Source organism: Helicobacter muridarum (assembly GCF_000765805.2).
Taxonomy (GTDB): domain Bacteria; phylum Campylobacterota; class Campylobacteria; order Campylobacterales; family Helicobacteraceae; genus Helicobacter_A; species Helicobacter_A muridarum.
Genome location: NZ_JRPD02000026.1, coordinates 1 through 22,137 on the forward strand (window position 1 = coordinate 1; position 22,137 = coordinate 22,137).

Sequence of the window (22,137 nt, forward strand, 5' to 3'; positions counted from 1 at the left end):
GCCGTTTCTTCAAGTGAGCTTGCTTGTTTGTTTGAGGATTCTGATAGAGTATTTACTGCATTTTCTAATTCTTTTGATTGAGATTCTAGTTCTTTGGCATTTTCTCTAGACACAGATAACATCCGACATATAGAATCACCTAATTTATTTAAGCTTTTTTCTAAGCCCATAGGGTTATCAATCCTTGGTGTAAAATCATTTGATTCAAAACCATCAAAGACTTTTTTAGCTTTTGTTAGATCATCTCCAACTAAATTAAAAAGTGTTTTAGACATTTCATTTAGAGTATCTCGCAATTTATTAATTTCTGGATTAAGACTTGTTTGTGTAATGTTATTCCCAAATTTACCATTTTTTGCGTCATTTACAATCTCCACGACCTGACTTACAAGTATTGCATCTTGTTCTAGGCTTTTTTGAGTTCTTTGTATATTGGAATTAATTGCTTCTGCCATTCTGCCTAATTCGTCTTGGGATTTGATTTGAACAAGGGCTGGAGGTTGATTTGTTTCATGGTTTAGGTATTTGAAGAAGTTAAATAATATAGTTTGAATTAAGATGATATTATCTAGTATAAATGATTTTGTTAAAATAAAAATTATTATTATACAAATAAGAGCGCATATTACGGCCCCTATAATAGATATATTTCTAACCGTTGTTATACCAGCAGTAATAACTTCTTGAGGAATACTATAAATAACACCAAACTTATTTGATATCGAATGTGCGAAATTAAATGTGGCGACTGTGCCAATATAGTCATGGCCTTGAGAGTTTTCATACTCAATTGATTTCCCCCAAACACCTTCCTTAATAAACTGTAAAATAGTTTGAGCACCTTCAGATCTGCTATAATCTGCAAAATTTACACCACGATGACCACTATTATGGTATAAAGTTAAACCGTTCTCATCAAGAATAGTTATGTATCCACCACCAAACAAATAAAAATCTGGTGAACTAACATCTTTTGTCAATAAGTCAATATCAATCGTCATTCCAACAACCGCTTCAACTCTATCTTGATGTTTAATTGGTATATTCATAGAAAATACAAAACGTTCTTTGCCTCCTAATCTAACAAAATTTGGCGGACTTATAGATGGTTTGCCTGTCTCTATTGCCTCTTTATATCCTTTCATACCCAATACACCATTAATATCTTCAATAGTCTTAGCACCACCTGGTTCATACACATTATCATCTTGAACTAGTATTACATTATTTTTAATAATTTGGTTATAGCGTGAGTTCTCTGTGATTATCATATAACCATAATTAGCCCAAGTATTTTTATCTACCATACTAATGATTTCATTTTTAAGTCGAGTGTTAATATTATCCTGTGAATCCTGTCTGATATATGCTCTTTGTAAATAATCTTCTATGTTAGATGATGAAATATTTAATACTGCAAAACTCTCATTAATACGACCAGTTAATAGATTTGCTACTCTTTTTGCTGCATTCTGCATGATAATACTAGAATTTTCAATGAATAGCTTTTTATTATAGTAAAATGCTATATAAGTTGATATTGCTAAACAAATTGTTATAGAGATAAATACAAAAATAGTAATTTTTGTTCCTAATCTTAAATTGTGCAAAAAGAACTCCTTATGAAAATAATTATCTAAATTAATATATTTTAGCAAGATTTAATAGATTTGAGTGTAAATTTTTATGAAAAATTCATTTTTTATTATAGGCTTAGGTAATATTACGAGCAAATACCTATTAACTAGGCATAATGTTGGTTTTTTGTGTTTGGAGTGTATTAGTGGAATTTTAAATGCAAATTACACAAATGAAGCAAAATGGCTAGGTATGGAAGGTTTATCTAAGGCTATGATGCCTCAATTGAAATGGAGGAATGATAAAAGACTTGATTCCATAATAGCTAGCATTCCTTTAACTGATTTTATAGCACCTCTTGGTGACTGTGTATATACGTTACAAAATCTTTCTTACTTTAAGCAGGACAGTAGTGAGGCAATGCAACAAAGATTTATAAATCTATCTAAAATAAACGACATAAGCTCTTATCAGGTTATTCTTGCTGCTCCTACTACATTTATGAATAATAGTGGGATAGCAGTAAGGAAGATTCAAAGTATGTATGATAATGTGCAAACAATAGTCATATATGATGATTTGGATACTCCATTTGGCACTTTTAATATAAAGCTAAAAGGAGGAGATGGCGGGCATAATGGGATAAAATCTATTAATGCTCATTGTGGCAAGGAATATCTAAGAGTAAAGCTTGGCATAGGAGCGAATCTTTTTGCTAATCAGATAGCATTTAATAAGGTTAAAGATATGTATGATGATTTACTAAGCTTTGATTTTTTGAATGAATGCTATTCTTTTGTATTATCGAGCAGACTAAAAAATAATAAGCAATTCAAAACTAAGACATTCTTTAAGATTCTAAAACAGCATATAATAGAGCAAATTAATTTAAATGAATCTAATAGAGAAAAAATTAATGAGCAGATAGATATATTACTTATGGATTTTATCCACACCCATAAGACTCTTGGGCAAGATGTAGCACGTTATGTGCTATCGGATTTCAATATGTTCGAGATGGCTTTACTGCCTAGCATTCTCAAATATGCAAGCTTTAGCATAATGTGCTTAATCTTTGATAAGATAATATCTGGTAGCTTTAGCTGTGTTAATTCGTTTAATATCAATTATAAGTAGATAGAGTGTAGATATGATTAGCAATATGTATTTTTGGTTTATTGCCTCTAGATTTCTAAAGCCTACAGTGTCAATTTTTTTTGCTATGGAGTTCTTTTTCGTATGTATAGATAGTTTGCAATATATTGACAGAATACCAAATTCAGCAAATCTTATTATGTTGTTTTTAGTATATGATGCTATTTATGCTTTAAATTATGTTTTTCCTATATCACTTTTACTTGGCTTAATTGTATTTTATCTAACACTTATAAAGAGTAATCAGTATATAGCCCTTTTGTCGTTAGGATATTCTAAAAAACAAATAGTATTTGTGCCTATATTTTTTATTACCCTGTCTGTAATGGGTTATATAGGGCTTAACTGCACCTCGTTTGCATATGCTGAAGAGAGTGCTCAAAGTATGTTAAATAGAAGCAATAATAGTTCTATATTAAAAGATTTATTTATACGATATGGAGACTGGTATGTGTTTTTTTCTAAGATTCATCCTTTATTGCAAAAAGCAGAAAATATAACCTTGTATCAAACTGCTTCTTCAAATAATGATAGAGAACTTGTAAGGATAATAGAGGCAGATGAGGGGTATTTTCATAATAATGAGTGGAATCTAATCTCACCAAAGGTAATTACATTGCCTAATATATATGAGTTAGGGGCTAGTGGGTTAGCTATTGAGGAAAAAGATAGCATTACAACTTTAGAGGGATTTAGACCAAAGATACTTGATACCATATATCAAAATAAGCCTTTAATTTCCATTGTTGATGCTGTTTACTCATTGCAAATATTATGGAGTGAAAAGTCTGATACAAATAGAGTAAGAGGCTTGCTATATACATTGATATTAGTGCCATTTTTTATTCCTATGTTAAGTATTGTAATTGCTTATTATATGCCACCTCTAGCACGTTATGGTAATATCACAATTATAGGTATATTGCTTAGTGTTTTGTCTTTAATTATTTGGGGTATCTTTTTTTCAATAGGTAAATTACAAGCGCAAGTATCATTTTTACCAGAAATTGGAATATTAGTGCCTCTTTTTACATTATTTGCAATAAGCATTGGTTATTATTTCAAGCTAGACAAGATATGAGATTTTTAGTCGTTTTTATGGCTAATTTATCCTCCCAATGGGAGGAGTTTTCTAAAGGATAAGCCATGAAATACAATAAGCGGTTGGTTTTTATTATTGAAAATCTAGCTTTGCTACTAAATCTAATCAACAATAAAAAAGGGCGGTAGCCTCCGCCCTTGGTGCGAATTATTATAAATACTTATAAACAAATCAATAACAAGAGTAAATAAGATTAACATATGTCATGTTTTGTTGTAAATATGATTTAGTTATGTTGGTAAATGTAGATTATAAATGAAATTTTTTAAGTTAATTTCTGAATTAGTAATGATTTTTATTCTTTAGCTTTAATGCTAGGCTTTTGTTTATAGTCGCAATATAAATTCTATTGTTAGCTGTAGAGAATCTTGGCAGAATGGAATCTACCCTAGTTTATATTCAGTCTCGAGATATTTTGTATAAATCTTAGATTTATGGAAATCCTCGTTATCCATCATTCTTATATGGAATGGAATGGTAGTTTTAACGCCTTGTATTGAAAATTCTTTTAGCGCGCGCTTCATTCTAGTAATTGCTTTTTCTCTTGTTTGCGCCCATACAATCAATTTGCCGATCATAGAATCATAAAACATAGGCACTTCATAGCCAGCATAGGCATGAGTATCTAATCTTACATTAGCACCACCAGGAGCAATCCATTCTGTAATTTTACCTGGACATGGATAGAATTTCTGCGGATCTTCAGCTGTGATTCTACACTCAATGCTATGACCATTAAGTTTTATAGAATCTTGTGGAGGTAATGCCTCTCCTTCAGCAATGCGAATCATCCATTCAACCAAGTCAAGACCGCTAACCATTTCGCTAACAGTATGCTCAACTTGCAAGCGCGTATTCATCTCCATGAAATAGAAATCCTTGTTATTGGAATCTAAAAGAAATTCAAATGTTCCAGCCCCGACATAATTAATATGCTTTGCTGCTTTAATAGCTGTATCAAGCAATCTTTTTCTTACTTCATCGCTTAATACCGCAGCTGGAGTTTCTTCAATTAGCTTTTGTTGTCTCCTTTGCATAGAACAATCTCTTTCGCCAATATGAACAACATTCCCATGTTTATCAGCTAAAATCTGCACCTCGATATGTTTTGGCTTGTTAATAAATTTTTCCATATAGATTGTTCCATCACCAAATGCGCTTAGTGCCTCACTCTCTGCTGCAAGATATAGATTCTTCAAAAATCCTTTATCAGAAACTACTCTCATTCCCCTGCCGCCTCCACCTGCTGCGGCTTTTAGAATCACAGGATACCCAATCTCATCAGCTATCTTTAGGGCGTCTTGGTAGCTTTTTAATGCGCCATCACTCCCTATGATAACAGGCACTCCAGCTTCCTTCATGCAATCTTTTGCTTTTGATTTGTCGCTCATTATCATCATGACTTCTTTGCTTGGACCTATAAATTCAATTCCATGATGCTCGCAAATCTCAACAAAGTTTTGATTCTCGCTTAAAAATCCATATCCAGGAAAGATAGCATCTGCCTCAAATAGCTCTGCTGCACTCATAATAGCTGGTATATTTAGATAGCTTTCAGCACTTTTTGCTCCCCCAATACATACTTTGGCGTCTGCAACCTTGAGATAATGTAAGTCTTTATCTGCTATAGAGTGAATAGCTATTGCTTGCTTGCCCATTTCTTGTATTGTACGAGTAGCTCTAAGAGCTATTTCACCACGGTTAGCAATAAGTATTCGTTGCAATTTTTTCTTTTGAACTTCTTTTTTTTCTTTCATTGCAATACCTTATATTTTCTCAACCATTACAAGTTTTGTGCCAAATTCTACGGGTTGAGCATCGTTGACTTCTATTTCTATGATTTTACAATCAAACTCGGCTTCGATTTCATTCATAATCTTCATTGCTTCTATAATTCCAATAGTTTGTCCTTTTTTAATCGTATCGCCTATGCTTACATAAGGCGCAGCACCAGGGCTTGGTGAGCGATAGAAAGTTCCTACCATTGGTGCAGTGATGAACTCTGCATTTTTGTTAGTAGGAGATAGAAGAGATTCTTGGGTGATTTTTGTCTCTTGTGTGGTTTGATTTACTGGCTGTATTGGAATTGCTTGGATTTCTTGTATTTGAGTAGTTTGGGCTTGATTCTTTATTTTTTTGTTCTTGTTGAGTTTTAAGGAGAAATTATCTTGCTGTAATTTTAATGATTCTAATTTGGAATCATTAAATAGCTGAATAATCTCTTTTATTTCGGATACATTCATCGCTCAATCCTTAATTAAAAATGTGTTAGCGCGTTATGATAGCATAAAGTTTGTAAAACGATGTATTGCGATTGGAATAAAAGCCTATAACTTAAGTATCCATAAATATTATTTAGTGGCACAGTTTGCATTATTATCTGTGTTTTTTATATTTGTTATGTTTTTATAATGATATATATGTTTATAATATTACATATTACAAAAACTATCTAATGCTTTTTGTATATTTATCTTATTTGTGATAATTCCAAACATATTTTTGTAATAATGTTGCATTAATGCAAGTTATTGAGATGGTTAATAGACTTGAAATTATTTACTACAATAACAATATTGCAAATTAATCATTCAAGGAGATTAAATTATGCAGAACTCCTTTCAAGATAGAATGTCTCAAGTAGGATATAATATTAAAACAAATCCTAAGTCTATTAAAATGTATGAGGCACAAAAAAGAAATATATATGTGTCAGTGGGTGATATTAATGGTGTAGGACTTGAGTTAATTTTACGTAATCATCATATAGTAGAGCAGTATTTTAATCCAATATACTGTGTTAGTTTTGACATTTTACAGCAAGCAAGCAAATTGCTTTCTATACCATTGCCCTCATCTATGCGAATAAGCGAAGTGGATTCATCTGACATCAGTATTTCTCCTAGGAATATTACAAAAGAGAGTGGGGCATATAGTTTTAAGTCATTTGAAAGCGCGCTTAGTCTAAGCATAGAGCATAAAACCGGGCTTATTACCTTGCCAATTAGCAAACATGCTTGGAATCTAGCAAATATTAAGTATGCTGGACATACGGACTATTTGCGTGAAAAATTTCAGAAAAATGCTATTATGATGTTGGGTTGTAAGGAAATGTTTGTAGCATTGTTTACAGATCATATCCCATTAAAAGATGTTCCAGCTCGCATTACGAAAGATTCCTTAATACAATTTTTGAAAGATTTATACTCTGCTATCATTTCTCAAAAAATTCTAAAAGAATTTTCTAAGCCAAATATTGACAAAAGCAAGCTTAGGGGCGTTAAAGATATATTGCGTTCACAAATATTACACTCTAAGATGATAGCTAGGTTGCTTAAGCCTTATAAGAATTCTTCTTCTAAAATAAATCATTTAGAAGATGAGTATATAAAGGAGGTTTTACCAAATCACGCCAATTTATATAAGATAGCAGTGCTAGGGTTAAATCCACATGCAGGGGATGGCGGTGTTATCGGAGATGAAGATTTAGTCATTGGCGAGTGTATTCAAGAAGTTAATGAAATGCTTCAAAAAGAGGTTTTTGTAGGACCAATCGCGCCAGATTCTGCATTTACACCTCATAATAGGCAGAAATATCAAATATTTGTAGCAATGTATCATGATAGCGGACTTAGTGTATTAAAGGCATTGTATTTTTACAAGAGCATTAATATTAGTCTTAATCTCCCAATTCTTCGTGTAAGTCCAGATCATGGCACAGGTTTTGACATTGCATACTCTAAGAAGTCTATGTTAGATTCTCGTAGTTATTTAGAAAGTGCTCATTTTATTACTTCTCATATATAGCTTAAGATTACTCTCAAAATATTTCATTACAAGATTTTTTATTTGATATTGGCACTTAAATGAGCCTGTAATTTTATATGCCAATGGTTTGGACATACTGTGTCTAGTTGGCTATATTTTAATATATTGATAAAGAAACTTATTATTTATTAATTATAATTTTAATATACAAAATTTTTTTGGTTATATTATAATGATATAATTTGTTATTATTTTAAGTAGAAGTTATAAATATGTTGCTAGATATTATTAATCCTTTAAAAATGCTAAGGTTAAGGATAGTTTTATTGTTTACTGTATTCTTTTCATGTCTATGCTTAAGTCAAGATAGCGACTATTCATTAGCACAAACGAATCTTTCAAAAGTAGATTTTGTGGAAAACTCTAGCGATCAATATATGCAATTTCAAGCTCCACAAAGTGTATCTTCTTACAAATTAAATGCAGTAACTACTATAGGAGAAATCCAAAGTTTAACGCAAAAGAAATATCAAAGTTCAGCAGTAGTAAGTAGCCAAGTAATAGCTAATAATCCAAGCGGAAACGGGGATATTACTAGTATCCTTAAGGTCTTACCAAATGTGCAATTTGATACTTCACAAAATAGAAGCACAGCACCAGGCGAGATTGATCCTGCTAATGTTAGCATTAGTGGAGGGCTTTTTTATCAAAACAATTTTCAGCTAGATGGATTTAATATGAATAATGACATAGATCCAATTGGGGGCACGACACCTGGTAGTGGTGGAGCAAGTCAAGGCATTAGAGGTAGTAGAAGTCAAGGCTTTAATGTTGATACTAGCCTGCTTGAATCTATAGTTGTGCAAGATTCTAATATTTCTGCAAGTTATGGAGGCTTTAGTGGTGGAGTGATTGAAGCAAATATTAGGAAACCTAGAAAAGGATTCCATACTAATATTAGCTATCAATATACAAGTGATAAGCTAACTCAATACTATATACATGATAGCGCAGAAGCAAGCTTTGCTACTTCTAGTGATGAGAATTATCAACCAAACTTTAGCAAACATCTAATTAAATCGAGCGTTGAGGGGCGTATAACACAAAATTTAGGAATATTAGGCTCTTATACTACAACAAGAAGTTATATACCTCTTAATTCATATTCTAGGACATTTTCTAATGGAATAGATGTAAATGATAAAAGAACTCAATCAAGAGTTAGTGATAATTACTATGTCAAGGCTACATACAATCCAATAGAAAATCTAAATTTAGAAGCAAATCTTGGTTTTATACCGCAAGATAATACTTACTACATCAATATAGCCAAGGATAGCTCTTATACCATGAAAGGAGGTGGTATTCAATCTGGGTTAAAAGTGCTACTTGATACGAAATTTGGTCTATGGACTAATACTATAGGTTATTCTAGGCTTGAAAACTCAAGGCGAGGAGAAAAAAATTACTATCTCACATGGCAACAAAATGAAACCAATAAAAATTGGGCTAGAACTAGTGCTTTTTCTGTTATAGAAGGAAGCGTTAGTAGTATAGATCAGATTCAAGATAGCTTTAATCTTAAGTCTGATATGAAACTCGAATCTTATGATATACATATCACTATTCATCTTGTTTCAGTTGGTTTAGAGTTAGGCTATCAGCATGTAAATAGAGAAGTTATACAAGATTACTACTATACCACACAAGGCACATTAAATAACATCGGTTTGCTATCACAAGGACAAACGTGTAGTGGAGATATATTTGGACTTAACCTTTGTCATTTGGGTAAGCTAACAAATACAAATACGCCTAGTGGTGGCAATTCTCTTAAAAGTAAAGATATAGGACAATTTGCAAAGCAGCTAAATGTTATTCCAAGAGGTGGAGTAAGTCTAAATAATATATCCTATGGAGTTTATATAGAAGATGATATAAGCATAGATTTATCTAATTGGGGAGAGATGAATGCTAGGCTTGGCTTTAGGTTAGATGGAGATAGTTATATGGACAAGATTACTCTTGCGCCTAGATTTTCCTTAAATTATGTAGCACCTTATGGAATATCGAATGAAGATTACAAAAGCACATTTATATTTGGAGTGAATAGATACTATGGGCGTAATCTGTTTAGTTATAGGCTATATGATAGTATCATAGCAGCCACAAAGAGATATACTAGAGCAGACATCAATTCTAATTGGGTAGAATCTAATGTTTCTCAAAATTCTAACTTTAGATTTAATAAGCTAAATATACCTTATAGTGATGAAATTACACTAGGCATTAACCAAAATCTTTGGCTTTTAAATCTTACATTAAAATACATTCATAGAGAAGGTAAAGACGAGATTGTTCGTAGACAAAGGAGGACTGCAAGTGGAAATGCCCAGCAACTTCCCGGATATAGCAGTAATTATACGTTTTATACTAATGAGGGCGGGAGCAAAAGTGATGTAATAAGCTTTTTGCTAAGCAATAAAGATATAATAGAAACTTTTTCTGTGCGACATTATTATTTGCTAGCTATCGATTATACAAATACGAGACGAAGCTATAATATCTTTGTTTCTGATGATGCATATATTGACAATGAAGAAGTGCTATATGATGGGAAAGTCATAAGGTATCAAGATAGACCTACAGAGAATTTCAATTTCCCATATACATTGCGATTAAATACAACTCATATGTATAATGTCTGGAAAGCTAAACTGATTTGGAACAATTTCTTTAGAATCAGAGGTGGCTATGAGCGTATGGTGCTTCTTAACAAAAATAGCCCCGGATTTAATCCAAACTTTAATGGCAATCAATATGGTAAAATGCGTTTTGGAGCAGCATTTAATTGGGATATACGTTTGGGCTTTGAAATGAACGTCTATAAAGGCAATACGCTATATATGAATCTAGATATTATAAATGTGCTTAACACTAAAAATATTGCTACTCTAAGCCTAGCTAGCGGTGCGGCGGTATCTGGCATAGCTAGTAGCATGGCTGTGCCTGTATATGAGGTTGGGAGGCAGTTTTGGCTACAAGTTGGATATAGATACCGATAATTTTTGTTTCGCAGTTTTTATTTAGTTTTGTTAAGGTAATTAGAAAAAAGCCTAAACAAACTTAACCTACTGATTTTGATTCGATAAATTACCAAGCTTTTTAAGCTTTCTTATTTTTATACATAGATTTGATAGCCACAGAGCACAGATTAAATCTATTATAAGCATTAACAAAGCTGATTTACTATCAATATGGGCTATACTAAAATAAATTAAAGGCGGCAAAACAAGCAATAAGCATATACCAATACCCACTGACGAAATTTTCAAAAGTGATCCAGAGTATAAGTCTAGAATATACTTGCGATTGTAAATAACATACCAAAACATACAATAGTTTATGTGATATAAAATTCCTAACACATAAAACATAAATGTTGACATCTACCAATTCCAAGGTCTATTCAAAGTTCCATGCCAAATAGGTGAGTTGGGACCAGTAGGTGCATTAGCAAATGCGCTATATCCTATATAGCTTATTAGAAGTGGCCAAAATTCACCTTTTGTATCTTTCATCTCTTGGCTATCAAGCAAGACTACATTAACCTCATTTGTGTTGTTGGATAGAAAGTCCATATCGCTTTGTGAAATAGAGGACACTTTATTTGTAGCAATCTGTGCTTCAAAGCTATCTTGTATATTTTTGGCTTGTGCAAAACTTAAACTTAAAATTGAACTAATAATGTTTTTCATTCATTCTCCTTAAGTATTAATATCAAATTAAATAATTTCAAGTTAGTACCTCAAGAACGATGTCAATTATTTGTGAAACAGATATATTGATTAAGACTTAAAATTATTAAGTCTTATTTCATATTAACATACAACTTTTTCAGAGTCAAGCATTTTTTGTTAAATTTATGCAAAAAAGTTATATTAAATCTAAAAATGTATAGATAATGTATAAAAATGCTTGAAATTTCAGTAAGTAGTAATATTAGTGTTACTCAAATATAGAATCTAATAGCCCCTCAATAAAATCAGATTCCCTAAATTCAATCATTTCATCTGCTTGCTCTCCAGTTCCTAAGAATAATATAGGAAGCCTAAATTCATGAATGATGCTAAGTATAGCCCCGCCCTTACTTGTGCCATCCATCTTAGTCATAATAATCCCATCTAGCTTTAATGCCTCATGAAATATTTTAGCTTGCTCTATACCAGCAGCCCCTTGTGTGCCATCAAGGATTAGGATTCTATGAAATGGTGCAGATTCTAAAGCTTTATCACATGTCTTAGAAATCTTTATAAGCTCATTTTTTAGATTGGTTTGATTTGGTAGTCTGCCTGCTGTGTCTATTATAGCATAGTCCATATTGCGAGATTTTGCGGCATTTATAGTATCAAATGCTAGCGCGCTTGGATCGTGTGCATGTTTTGTAGTTATAATATCTACTCCTATTTTCCTACTCCAAAGCGTAAGCTGCTCTATTGCTGCTGCTCTAAATGTATCTCCTGCACCAAGTATTACTTTCTTATTGGAATCTTTAAATCTTTTTGCAAGTTTTGCAATGGTGGTAGTCTTGCCAGCACCATTTACGCCAAATATTAGATACACTACAGGTTTTGCTGCAATTTCTTCAAACTTCACATTGTCATAATAGCTTTCTTTGCGAAAGAACCTTGTTAATGCCACTCTTAACTCATTTTTTGTTACTGTTTCGCCCAGATTATTTAACATTGCTTCTATGATTTCATAGTCAATATCAGATTCTATTAGCACTTCTTCTAATTTCTCTTTACTAATTTTGCTAGTTTTTTTGCCTAAGAACTTAACAATATTGTCAGATGTTTTTTTGAAAAATGAAAACATATTATTCCTTATTTGTATATGAATCTAGTAGTAATAATATATCGTTATCAAGTATCTCCTCTAGGATTGGTCCCTCGTAGCTTTGAATGGTTTGTGCCTGCTTATCCAATAGTAATAAAAATGGTGATTTAGAGTCTCGTATTTCGATATTTAATCCTCTTTTTATGGAATCAAGTAAATCAAATATCAAGGCTTCATTGCTTATTAGTAGCCAAAAATTAGGTTCTTGTGTCCCAAGTAAGTCATGATAAAGTTTGGCATTTATGTGCTCTGTAGTAAGGACTATGATTTGCAATGACTCTATTCTTGAGCCAAGATTATTTAGATGTGTTAGCATTGGTAGGCATACATTGCAATCAGGTGGGAAAGCTAGTAGTAACACGACCTTATCAATTGCTTTGTTTGCTTTATCGTAGATTTGGATCTTAAGCGGATATGGTGAAGATTCTTGTCTTTTTATTGTTAGGCTTATGGATTGATTTGTTCGTGCATTATTAAATTGGATTAATCCATTTTGTTGTGTGCCTTTAGATTCCTCTTCTTTTGTTTGACAAGCAGTAATTATAATTACGGCTAAAGCTAAGAGCATTAGTAAATATGTTCGTAGCATGAGTTCCTTTCGGCAAAATAATGTTACTAATTATACATTTTTTGTCTCTGGACTTAGTAGCCAAAAGATTAACAGCTATATGTTAATCCTACAGTCTAAAGCATATGTAATTATAGTCTCTATAGAATTAAGCTTATGATTTTAAGCTAGAAGTAGCTTTTAGATTTATATACAATCTTTGTAAAAATTTAATTTTTCTTTCTTGTGATTATAGTTGCTAAATCTTGCTTTGCTAGCAAGAGCTATAAGCATATAGACTTATATATTCTTATTTCCGTGAAACCTCTCATTTGATATATCTGACAATAAAGTAAAGAATTTCTTAGAGGCTTTTTCCATTGCTCTATAATCTCCAGCTATTTGTTTTGTTTTACTACCATTTCTAGCTTTTTTAAGTCCATTTAATGCATGATTATGGATAGCTTCATGCATTTCTACTAGTTTATTGTAGTTTTCTGAATCACCATAATCTGCCTTACCGTATTCAATTAGCCATTTGTTAAATAAACAATCGTTGGCATTTGTTAGATCTTCTTCTAAATCAGATGTGGCAAGATCATATGCATGTAGTTTAAATACAATATGGTCTATCATAAATAGATTTATGTTTACATATGAAGTTAATTCATCTAGTGATTTGCTTATTTCTAGTGTAGAGCTACTTATCTTATTAAGTATTTCAGAGAATCCTTGGATAGATTGACTAAATATATTCATTTTTAAGCTCATATCGTCTGAGTTTTTAGATATATTGTCTGTATCCTCTTGCAATGCAGATATATTTGCGCTAATTTCACTTGTTGCTTTTTGTGTTTTTTCAGCTAGTTTTCTAACTTCTTCTGCCACGACCGCAAAGCCACGCCCATGTTCTCCTGCCCTAGCAGCCTCAATGGCGGCATTTAGTGCTAATAGATTTGTTTGCTCAGATATGTCATTAATTAGATTTACTATTGAATCAATATCCGTAGATCTTTGGGCTAGCGTTTTTGTAGCTTGGTTATTTGATTCTATTAGAATTCTTAGATCATCTAGTGAGACCAATACTTTATTTGCTTCGTCTGCATGTATTTGTGATTCTTTTGCTGTTTCTTTAACTTCAACATTCATTTCACCAAGTTTACTAACGCTTGATTGAAAACTTGTTTGGACATCTACTAGCTGAGTTGAATTTTCATTTACTTGTGATAGCTCAATATCTAATGCTCTTTTGTCTTGTAAGATTTTATTCTCTCTTATTGCATCTATACTCTGGTTTATTTTATATCCAATGCTAGCTAGGTTTGGTATCAATCCATCAGTCATAATCTTACGTTTAATTGTTGTTGCTTTATCTGCATAGTAGAAAGCGGTGCTAGTTTCTGAACTATAAGTCTGGATTTGGTCTAGTAGTTTATTGACTTTAAGTGATATATTACCTAATCCATCTCTTGGTAAATTAGTTTGTCTTACGTCAAAATTCCCTAGATTTATATTGTCTAGGAATTGATTTATGTCAGCTATTCTTTTATTCCATGCTAATAACTTACGGTAATTAAATATTAAACCTACAGTTAGTAAAATAATAATTAATATTAATAGTGATAATATCATTGGTTGTCCTTATATTTGCAAGGAGAATTCGCTTGCAGGCATAAAATAGCATTTTCATATGTATCGTTTTTAGAAGTAAAATGTTGATAAAGATACTTCACAGAATCATCTAATCCTTTTTTTTCTTGATTTTTTAAGTCTGCATATAAAGACTCTATAATTTTAATAGCATCTCTATTTGGTTTCCTCCTTACAGAGTTATATGCAATAATTTCATTTCCCACACCAGAGAAGCTAGGAGCAACATTGGCAAATACCCAATAATATGAGCCATCTTTTGCTAAATTTTTAACATAAGCATTAACTTCTATTCCAACTACTATTTTGCTCCATAGATATCTAAATATAGTTCTGGGCATATCAGGGTGTCGCACTATGCTATGTGGCTTTCCAAGCAGTTCTTTTTCGGTATACCCTGATATACTAATGAATTCTTCATTACAATATAAGATCTTGCCTTTTGGATCTGTTTTTGATACCAGAAAACCTTCTACTAATCTTTCTTTAGAATTTGCACGAGCCATAAAAATCCCTGTGTAAAAAAATGACATAAAATTCAGCTTTTAACTGGATTTGTTAAGTATATCAAAAAATATTGATTTTTTTATAATCATTTTTCATATTTTTAATTAATTATACAAGAACTAAATTTTAGTCTAATAAAATTATGTTTGTATATGATATTCATAATTTTATATCTTATTTTTGATAAACTTATGGACAATATAATCTACTATTTATAAATCAAAATTATTTTCATAATTATTATAAGGACTTTAGATGAATTTCTTTTCAAATCTTCGGATAGGAGTAAAACTATCTATAATTGTAATTGGCGTAGTGCTGGTATCAATGTTTATTGTATCATTTATTGTTGCCAATATTAGTAGCAAAATACTAACTCAAGAATCTGAAAAAATTATTAAAAATACATCATCAAGATATGGAAATTTAATATATTCTACATTATCTGACACTGTTATTTCAATTTCTACGGGGTCTAGAATTTTAAATAAAATATTAGGTAACTCTGCATTAAATGATGACTATACTATAAGTGAACAAGATTTAGTAGATATTGTATTTAGTATGGTAGATGCCAATGTAAATATTAAATACGGATATTTATATCTTTATGACAATCAATATGTTAAGCTTAACCAAAATTCTAAAGCTAAACTAAACACGAATGAACTTTTATTTACTGTTGATGATACACGTAATGTAACTTATAATACAGATATATTAAATCATTATGCATTTAAGCAGATTTTGCAAGGTTCAAATAAGATGGAATTTGGAGCACCAGGGAAACTAGGGAATAATAGTTTTGGTTCTTATATTGTTGTGCCTCTTATTGATTCTGGCAATAGAACAATTGGTGCTGTTGGTGTTTTCTTAGACCTTACTCGAATATCAGAGATTCTTGTTAGTAGAGATAAGAGCTTTGATGCAGAAGTTAGAATTGTGATTGATGACACAGGTGTAATCATATCACATTCTAATCCACAAGTCGTTGGGTCGGATTTCCTGCAGCGTCATAGCAGTTGGGATAAAGCAAAAGATTTTTATGACAATATCATAGCTCATAGAAATGGAATTTATGATTATTACTCTGCGACATACAATACAGAAGCTTTAGCTTATGTATTTAATGTTCAGATTCCACATACTGATAAATATTGGGCAGTGGTTACTGTAGTGCCAGAACATACTATATATCAGCCAGTAGACCATATACTTAGCACCATAATTTATTCCTTTATAGTTTCTTTAATTATTATAGCAATAGTAGTTTTTGTTTATATAAAATATAGTATAACAAATCGGATTATTGAAATTCAGGAATACCTATTTGACTTCTTTGCATTTTTAAGATATGAAAAAGATAGTGTTAGGGATTACAAAATCCTAAGTAATGACGAAATTGGTAAGATGGCTATCGAAATTAAGCGAAACATAGAGCTAACACGGTCAAATCTCAAACAAGATCAAATTATTTTTAAAGAGTCTATTGCTGTATTAGATTTGGTACAGCAAGGTGATTTCACACCAAGGATTTCATGTGATTCTAATAATCCAATACTAGTTGACCTTTTAAAATTGTTAAACAATATTCTAGATACCTTGCAAGTTAAAGTTGGTTCAAATATGAATGTTATAAAAAGGGTATTTGATAACTACAAGAAACTTGATTTCACAGATTTTATTCCTAACGCAAATGGTGATGTAGAAGTAACAACTAATATTTTGGGAGATGAGATTAAAAGCATGTTAAATACATCTGCCCAATTTGCAGATAGGCTAACTAAACAAAGTAATGAATTGAAAAACTCAATGAACAATCTTATGGAGTCAAGCAACAACCAATCAAGATCTTTACAGCAAAGTGTCTCGTCTATTGAACAGATAAATTCTTCAATGCAAAATATATCAGGCAAGACAAATGATTTAACATCACAAACAGAAGATATTAGAAGCGTTATTGGAATAATAAGAGATATAGCAGACCAAACAAACCTATTAGCATTAAATGCGGCAATAGAAGCAGCAAGAGCAGGAGAGCATGGTAGAGGATTTGCAGTTGTTGCAGATGAAGTTAGAAAACTAGCAGAAAGAACTCAAAGGAGTCTAGGAGAAATAGAATCAAATATTAACTTGCTTTTGCAATCAGTTAACGATATGGCAGAATCTATTAAAGAGCAAACTATAGGTATTACACAAATTAATGGTGCTGTTATGCAGCTTGAGAGTATTGTACAAGATAATACAGCTATAGCTAATAACACATATGCAATTACGCAGGATCTAAGTGGGGTAGCACAAGAAATTTTTGATGATGTACGTAAGAAGAAGTTCTAAATTACAAAATATTGGGTATTTAACTTATATTGTTGCTGCTTAGCTATATGTAATAATTGCTAAAGATTTTATTCTATCTAGTAATTATTGCAAGCTTAAACATAGTAATCATTGCCTAAAATTATAAGTTGTGTATCATTTTATCATTTTAAACTCTTAGACTAATGGTTTATTTTTCTTGCTTATTTGTTTTATACTTTTAGATTCTTAGTTTTGTAATTGAATAGTTACAAAATTATAATATTTACTATATTAGTAATAGAATGTTTCTATAATTTAAATTTAATCTGCTAAATTAATACAATAAATCATAATTACTTTTGAATACTTCCACATTGCTATTACCATAAACCTTATATTATAAATATTTTATAGATAAATCTAATGTAATCATTCTCACATTAACATGTTCTTTAATATCCTTGTCATATGTGAGTGAAATGAAACATCTATATTTGTATTAACTTTGTCGTGTTGAGTATTGTAAAATGCGATACGAGAGCTTTGAACTACCGAATTACCACAAGAGATAAATATCTTCCCTCAACTTGTCATATTGAGGTTTTGTGTAGCAAAAGCCGAAATATCTCTATAATTATAATTTTTATGAGATTTATTATTTAGAGATTCTAAACCTGTTAAAGCAGGTTCAGAATGACAAAGCTTTAGAGATTCTTCGCTTCGCTTAAAATATGGCGAGAGGAAGCCTTAAGGCATGAAAACATTTGAATCAGAATGACAAAGAGAGTCAAATTACAACGGAAGCGTAAGTGCTCAAATCCATCTAGCACAAAATATCTCTTAGATTCCTCTATATCAAGTAACCCAATAATGTCTATAAGCAATGTCCATTAATTGCATAAAATATAACTCTTAATTTTTACTATTTAAATATTTAAAGATTTTGGTTACAAAGTATTCAAATGCCACTTCAATTGTGCTTTCTCACACGTTTTTAGATTCATGCATAAGCGTTTATACTATGAGCTTGCTTTTCATAGCTTTTATTATAGTGTTTAATACCTATTACTAAAATGCTTGCTATACGAGCTAAGTAAACTCAATTATATTATACTTCCTAGTATTACAATAATATTTCTCATTTTCCTCTAAACTTCAAAAATTATAAGTGCTTGGATTTTCAATTAATTAATATTTAAAGGTATTTAATAAGACTACAATTTGGGTAATGAAAACTTAGAATAGTAAGGATCAACTCTTGTAATAACAGATAGTTTCTTGAAATTAATAAGAGTTGATGAAAATAAATTTTTAATGCTATTTATGTGACTCTAAATAGGCAATAGCCTCTAGAGCAGCTTGAGCTCCATCTCCAGCGGCGCAAACAACTTGCTTTGGAGCATCAACGCGAATGTCCCCGGCAGCAAAAAGTCCTTTTACATTTGTATGCATCTTAAGATTTACTTTTACTGAACCAAATTCATTTACATCGCAAAGATTAGAACCATCTTTTTGCTTTAAAATCTGATTATTCACATCATAGCCTACAAACTCAAATATTACAGGAACTTCTAATGTGCTAATCTCATTTGTGCTAAGATTTTTAATTTTTAGGCTTGATACGCCTTTCTCATCTCCACAAATTTCCTCTACTGTGTATGGAATTAGAAAGTTGATTTGCGGATTATTTCTAGCATGTTCTACTGTGATTGGTGCTGCACGAAATCCATCTCTTCTATGTATTAGATGCACCTTAGAGGCAAACTTTGTTAAATAAATTGCTTCTTCTATGGCGGTATCGCCACCGCCTAATACTGCTACTTCCTTTTTCTTATAAAAAAAGGCATCACAAGTAGCGCATGTGCTAACTCCTCTACCCCAGAATTCTTGCTCACCTTTTATATTAGATTTGCGCGGTCTGCCACCTGTGGTAATAATTACAGACTTAGATTCTATTGCTTCTTCACCTTTGCCGCTATTATGTATAATAGCGAAGTTAGAGCCTAGCTTTTCTACACGTATGACTTCAGACATATTATGCTTTAATCCAAAGCGAAAGCATTGCTCCTGCCACGGCTCCATAAAATCAAGACCAGATTTAATTTCTTTTACACCAGGATAATTTTCAATTTCACTGCTACCTGTAATTTGTCCACCCGGTGCACCTTTCTCAAACAATACAACATCTTTTATACCGCCTCTTGTTGCATATAGCCCTGCGGACAATCCAGCAGGACCGCCGCCAATAATAGCTAAATCTATCATTGTATTAGCCCAACAAAGCATTAAGCTTTTCTTGTAATGCAGGCTTAGAAGCCACGCCTACTAGCTGATCTTTTATTTCGCCATTTACCATAAATAGTATGGTTGGAATACTACGAATGCCAAATCTGCCTCCTAATTCCTCTTGTTCATCGGTATTAACCTTGCAAATCTTTGCACGTCCTTCATATTCTTCGGCTAACTCATCAATCACTGGTGCTAGCATTCTACATGGACCACACCAAGGAGCCCAAAAGTCAACCAAAGCTACACCTTGATTTACTATATCATCAAAATTATCATTTGTTAATTCTATATATTGTCCCATTCTATTCTCCTCATTAATTAAGAACTTACAAAACCGCTTATAACTGCGATTTCAAATCTAATGATTATAACAATATTTCGGTTAATGCCAAATAGCACCTATACGATGTCTTTATGGTCTAAAATAAAGTTATTAATAAATTTTATTATTTGATATTAAATATTTATAAAATCATTAGTTGTTTTCTATTAAAGCCTGCGGTAATTCCTAATGTTCCAAATCAAAATATATGATAATTTTTGTAACACTATAAAAATGGCAACTGCTTTATTCATATTATTAATATTAAAAGATTTTAGAATAGAGTAGAATAGATATTATGTTAAAACTTAAATATACTAAGAAATTCTTAGTCAAAATCATAGGGTTTATACATAATTCATATTTTCTATAAGGGAAGGGGCAAACTATGAGTAACAATACAATCACTCTTACTAATAACTCGACAGGAGAGAGCTTTAATTTCGATTTGATTAATTGCACTAGAGGACCAAAAGCCATTAACTTTAGCAAGCTTTTTCAAACAGCAAAATTATTCTCTTATGATCCAGGCTATGGAAGCACAGCAGGCTGTGAGTCCACAATAAGCTATGTTAATGGTGAAAAGGGAGAGCTGTTATACAAGGGAATTCCAATCCAAGATTTAGTAGCGAAATACAAATTTACAGATGTATGTAGGCTTCTCATTACAGACGAAGGATTACCAAATAATCAAGATGAATCCCTTTTATTTGACATAGAGCTAAGGCATAGAGGATTCTTGCATGAAAGGCTAAAAAGAGTATTTTCTGCTTTTCCTGATAAGGCTCACCCAATGGCAACATTATCAGCACTTATAAGCGTGCTTGCTACACTATACTATGATCACAAAGAAATGGGTGATGAAGATGATTATCAGACAATGGCAAGAAGAATTATTGCTAAAACAGCTACTATGGTTGCATTCTGCTACCGTCATAGTGTAGGAGCTTCATTCATTGAGCCAGACGTTGACAGAGGCTATGTAGAAAATTTCTTATATATGTTGCGCGCATATCCACATGGCAGATTCAAGCGCAAGTTGGGTGGTGAAGATGGCATATCCCCTGTTGAGATTGAAGCTCTTGATAAGATTCTTACATTGCATGCTGAACATGGGCAAAATGCCTCTACTACTACGGTTAGAAATGTAGCTTCTACTGGTGTTCATCCATATGCTGCAATATCTGCTGGAATTTCTGCCCTATGGGGTCCTGCTCATGGTGGAGCAAATGAGGCTGTATTAAAGCAATTAGATGAGATAGGTGATGTAAATAATGTAGATAGATACATTGCTAAGGCTAAAGATAAAAATGATCCATTTAGACTTATGGGATTTGGTCATCGCATATATAAGAATTATGATCCAAGAGCAAAAACTCTCAAAGCCTTGAAAGATGACTTGAATAAAAGAGGCATTACTATGAATGCTAGACTTGGTGAAATTGCCGAAAAAGTGGAGGAAGTAGCACTTAGTGATAGTTACTTCATAGAGCGTAAGCTTTATCCTAATGTGGATTTTTATAGTGGCATTATCCTAACTGCGTTAAAGATTCCAACCGAGTTATTCACTCCAATTTTCGTGTTGGGTAGAATGCCCGGCTGGTGTGCAAATCTTATTGAGCATGTTAAAGATAGCTCTACAAAGATTACAAGACCGCAGCAAGTTTACTTGGGTAAATAATATAATCTGGAATGTCTTTGTGGTTTTTGATTCTAGATATTTGGGCTTTATCATCAAATAACAAGACAGTAACATCAAAATATAGACATGATAATGTATGTTTGTCATGTTTAGATGATTAAAGTAAAAATTAAGAAATGAAGTTTTATAGTTATGCTTAACTTCTTGTAAATCTAGCCTTAAGTGAAGAATGTAAAATTAGGCAGCAATGACTAACTGAAAATGGAATTTAAATATAATAAATCTAGGCTCAATTCACCTTAATCTAATTTCTAACTAATCTTGTAAAATTTTGTATAAATCTTAATCTTGAATTTTTGTATTTTGCTTAAATTCACATT

16 protein-coding genes are annotated in these 22,137 nt (G+C 31.8%); 6 read left to right on the forward strand and 10 right to left on the reverse strand.

From position 1 onward, the window contains the following. Window positions 1–1,610: PDC sensor domain-containing protein (locus LS73_RS08495; RefSeq protein ID WP_138070018.1), on the reverse strand; the 1,610-nt coding region annotated here is incomplete at its 3' end. 76 nt (window positions 1,611–1,686) lie between these two features. Between LS73_RS08495 and LS73_RS08500 the strand changes: the two genes are divergently transcribed. Beyond that, the gene (locus LS73_RS08500; protein ID WP_052089989.1) at window positions 1,687–2,715 is read left to right on the forward strand and encodes an aminoacyl-tRNA hydrolase; all 1,029 of its coding nucleotides are present in this window, start codon (window positions 1,687–1,689) and stop codon (window positions 2,713–2,715) included. A gap of 25 nt (window positions 2,716–2,740) precedes the next feature. Further along, window positions 2,741–3,814: an LptF/LptG family permease gene (locus LS73_RS08505; RefSeq protein WP_034559616.1), complete on the forward strand. Its 1,074-nt coding sequence runs from the start codon at window positions 2,741–2,743 to the stop codon at window positions 3,812–3,814. Window positions 3,815–4,218: 404 nt separating this feature from the next. Here the strand turns inward: LS73_RS08505 and LS73_RS08510 are convergent, their stop codons facing one another. Further along, window positions 4,219–5,592 (reverse strand): acetyl-CoA carboxylase biotin carboxylase subunit, encoded by a 1,374-nt coding sequence (locus tag LS73_RS08510; RefSeq protein WP_034559606.1) that lies wholly within the window; start codon window positions 5,590–5,592, stop codon window positions 4,219–4,221. Between the two features lie 9 nt (window positions 5,593–5,601). Next, window positions 5,602–6,078 carry an acetyl-CoA carboxylase biotin carboxyl carrier protein gene (gene accB / locus LS73_RS08515; RefSeq protein ID WP_034559608.1) on the reverse strand — a complete coding sequence of 159 codons (477 nt, stop codon included), beginning with the start codon at window positions 6,076–6,078 and terminating at the stop codon, window positions 5,602–5,604. Window positions 6,079–6,442: 364 nt separating this feature from the next. Between accB and LS73_RS08520 the strand changes: the two genes are divergently transcribed. Further along, window positions 6,443–7,642 (forward strand): 4-hydroxythreonine-4-phosphate dehydrogenase PdxA, encoded by a 1,200-nt coding sequence (locus tag LS73_RS08520; RefSeq protein ID WP_233708897.1) that lies wholly within the window; start codon window positions 6,443–6,445, stop codon window positions 7,640–7,642. Between the two features lie 287 nt (window positions 7,643–7,929). After that, the gene (locus LS73_RS08525) at window positions 7,930–10,668 is read left to right on the forward strand and encodes a TonB-dependent receptor (RefSeq protein ID WP_052089991.1); all 2,739 of its coding nucleotides are present in this window, start codon (window positions 7,930–7,932) and stop codon (window positions 10,666–10,668) included. Between the two features lie 384 nt (window positions 10,669–11,052). On the opposite strand, the gene LS73_RS08530 is transcribed toward LS73_RS08525, so the two are convergent. From LS73_RS08530 to LS73_RS08550, 5 genes are all read right to left on the reverse strand, one after another. After that, window positions 11,053–11,361 carry a hypothetical protein gene (locus tag LS73_RS08530; RefSeq protein ID WP_104692281.1) on the reverse strand — a complete coding sequence of 103 codons (309 nt, stop codon included), beginning with the start codon at window positions 11,359–11,361 and terminating at the stop codon, window positions 11,053–11,055. Window positions 11,362–11,611: 250 nt separating this feature from the next. Continuing rightward, on the reverse strand, window positions 11,612–12,481 hold the full coding sequence (ftsY, locus tag LS73_RS08535) for a signal recognition particle-docking protein FtsY (RefSeq protein WP_104692282.1): 870 nt from the start codon (window positions 12,479–12,481) through the stop codon (window positions 11,612–11,614). A 1-nt stretch (window position 12,482) separates the two neighbouring features. Then, window positions 12,483–13,091, reverse strand: a complete 609-nt coding sequence (locus LS73_RS08540; protein ID WP_034559706.1) for a hypothetical protein — start codon at window positions 13,089–13,091, stop codon at window positions 12,483–12,485. Window positions 13,092–13,349: 258 nt separating this feature from the next. Beyond that, window positions 13,350–14,681, reverse strand: a complete 1,332-nt coding sequence (locus tag LS73_RS10565; protein ID WP_034559708.1) for a methyl-accepting chemotaxis protein — start codon at window positions 14,679–14,681, stop codon at window positions 13,350–13,352. Continuing rightward, a complete protein-coding gene (locus tag LS73_RS08550) occupies window positions 14,678–15,232 on the reverse strand; it encodes a PAS domain-containing protein (protein WP_233708898.1) in 555 nt (184 codons plus the stop codon). Before LS73_RS08550 ends, LS73_RS10565 begins: the two co-directional genes overlap by 4 nt. Before the next feature lie 229 nt (window positions 15,233–15,461). On the opposite strand from LS73_RS08550, the gene LS73_RS08555 reads away from it, so the two are divergent. Beyond that, window positions 15,462–17,543, forward strand: coding sequence for a methyl-accepting chemotaxis protein (locus tag LS73_RS08555; protein WP_104717606.1), 2,082 nt, complete (start codon window positions 15,462–15,464; stop codon window positions 17,541–17,543). A 1,278-nt stretch (window positions 17,544–18,821) separates the two neighbouring features. Here LS73_RS08555 and trxB read toward each other — a convergent pair. Together trxB and trxA are read right to left on the reverse strand one after the other, a co-directional pair. Continuing rightward, on the reverse strand, window positions 18,822–19,769 hold the full coding sequence (gene trxB / locus LS73_RS08560) for a thioredoxin-disulfide reductase (protein WP_034559736.1): 948 nt from the start codon (window positions 19,767–19,769) through the stop codon (window positions 18,822–18,824). Window positions 19,770–19,773: 4 nt separating this feature from the next. Continuing rightward, window positions 19,774–20,094 (reverse strand): thioredoxin, encoded by a 321-nt coding sequence (gene trxA / locus LS73_RS08565; protein ID WP_034559732.1) that lies wholly within the window; start codon window positions 20,092–20,094, stop codon window positions 19,774–19,776. 409 nt (window positions 20,095–20,503) lie between these two features. Between trxA and LS73_RS08570 the strand changes: the two genes are divergently transcribed. Further along, a complete protein-coding gene (locus tag LS73_RS08570) occupies window positions 20,504–21,796 on the forward strand; it encodes a citrate synthase (RefSeq protein ID WP_034559730.1) in 1,293 nt (430 codons plus the stop codon). The last annotated feature ends 341 nt before the right edge of the window (window positions 21,797–22,137 follow it).

Excerpts from the sequence above, each read along its gene's own strand:
- LS73_RS08570 (WP_034559730.1), top strand. The coding sequence starts at position 20,504 with ATGAGTAACAATACAATCACTCTTACTAATAACTCGACAGGAGAGAGC.
- LS73_RS08505 (WP_034559616.1), top strand. The coding sequence starts at position 2,741 with ATGTATTTTTGGTTTATTGCCTCTAGATTTCTAAAGCCTACAGTGTCA.
- LS73_RS08500 (WP_052089989.1), top strand. The coding sequence starts at position 1,687 with ATGAAAAATTCATTTTTTATTATAGGCTTAGGTAATATTACGAGCAAA.
- ftsY (WP_104692282.1), bottom strand. The coding sequence starts at position 12,481 with ATGTTTTCATTTTTCAAAAAAACATCTGACAATATTGTTAAGTTCTTA.
- LS73_RS10565 (WP_034559708.1), bottom strand. The coding sequence starts at position 14,681 with ATGATATTATCACTATTAATATTAATTATTATTTTACTAACTGTAGGT.
- LS73_RS08550 (WP_233708898.1), bottom strand. The coding sequence starts at position 15,232 with ATGTCATTTTTTTACACAGGGATTTTTATGGCTCGTGCAAATTCTAAA.
- accB (WP_034559608.1), bottom strand. The coding sequence starts at position 6,078 with ATGAATGTATCCGAAATAAAAGAGATTATTCAGCTATTTAATGATTCC.
- LS73_RS08540 (WP_034559706.1), bottom strand. The coding sequence starts at position 13,091 with ATGCTACGAACATATTTACTAATGCTCTTAGCTTTAGCCGTAATTATA.
- LS73_RS08555 (WP_104717606.1), top strand. The coding sequence starts at position 15,462 with ATGAATTTCTTTTCAAATCTTCGGATAGGAGTAAAACTATCTATAATT.
- LS73_RS08510 (WP_034559606.1), bottom strand. The coding sequence starts at position 5,592 with ATGAAAGAAAAAAAAGAAGTTCAAAAGAAAAAATTGCAACGAATACTT.
- LS73_RS08520 (WP_233708897.1), top strand. The coding sequence starts at position 6,443 with ATGCAGAACTCCTTTCAAGATAGAATGTCTCAAGTAGGATATAATATT.
- trxB (WP_034559736.1), bottom strand. The coding sequence starts at position 19,769 with ATGATAGATTTAGCTATTATTGGCGGCGGTCCTGCTGGATTGTCCGCA.
- trxA (WP_034559732.1), bottom strand. The coding sequence starts at position 20,094 with ATGGGACAATATATAGAATTAACAAATGATAATTTTGATGATATAGTA.
- LS73_RS08530 (WP_104692281.1), bottom strand. The coding sequence starts at position 11,361 with ATGAAAAACATTATTAGTTCAATTTTAAGTTTAAGTTTTGCACAAGCC.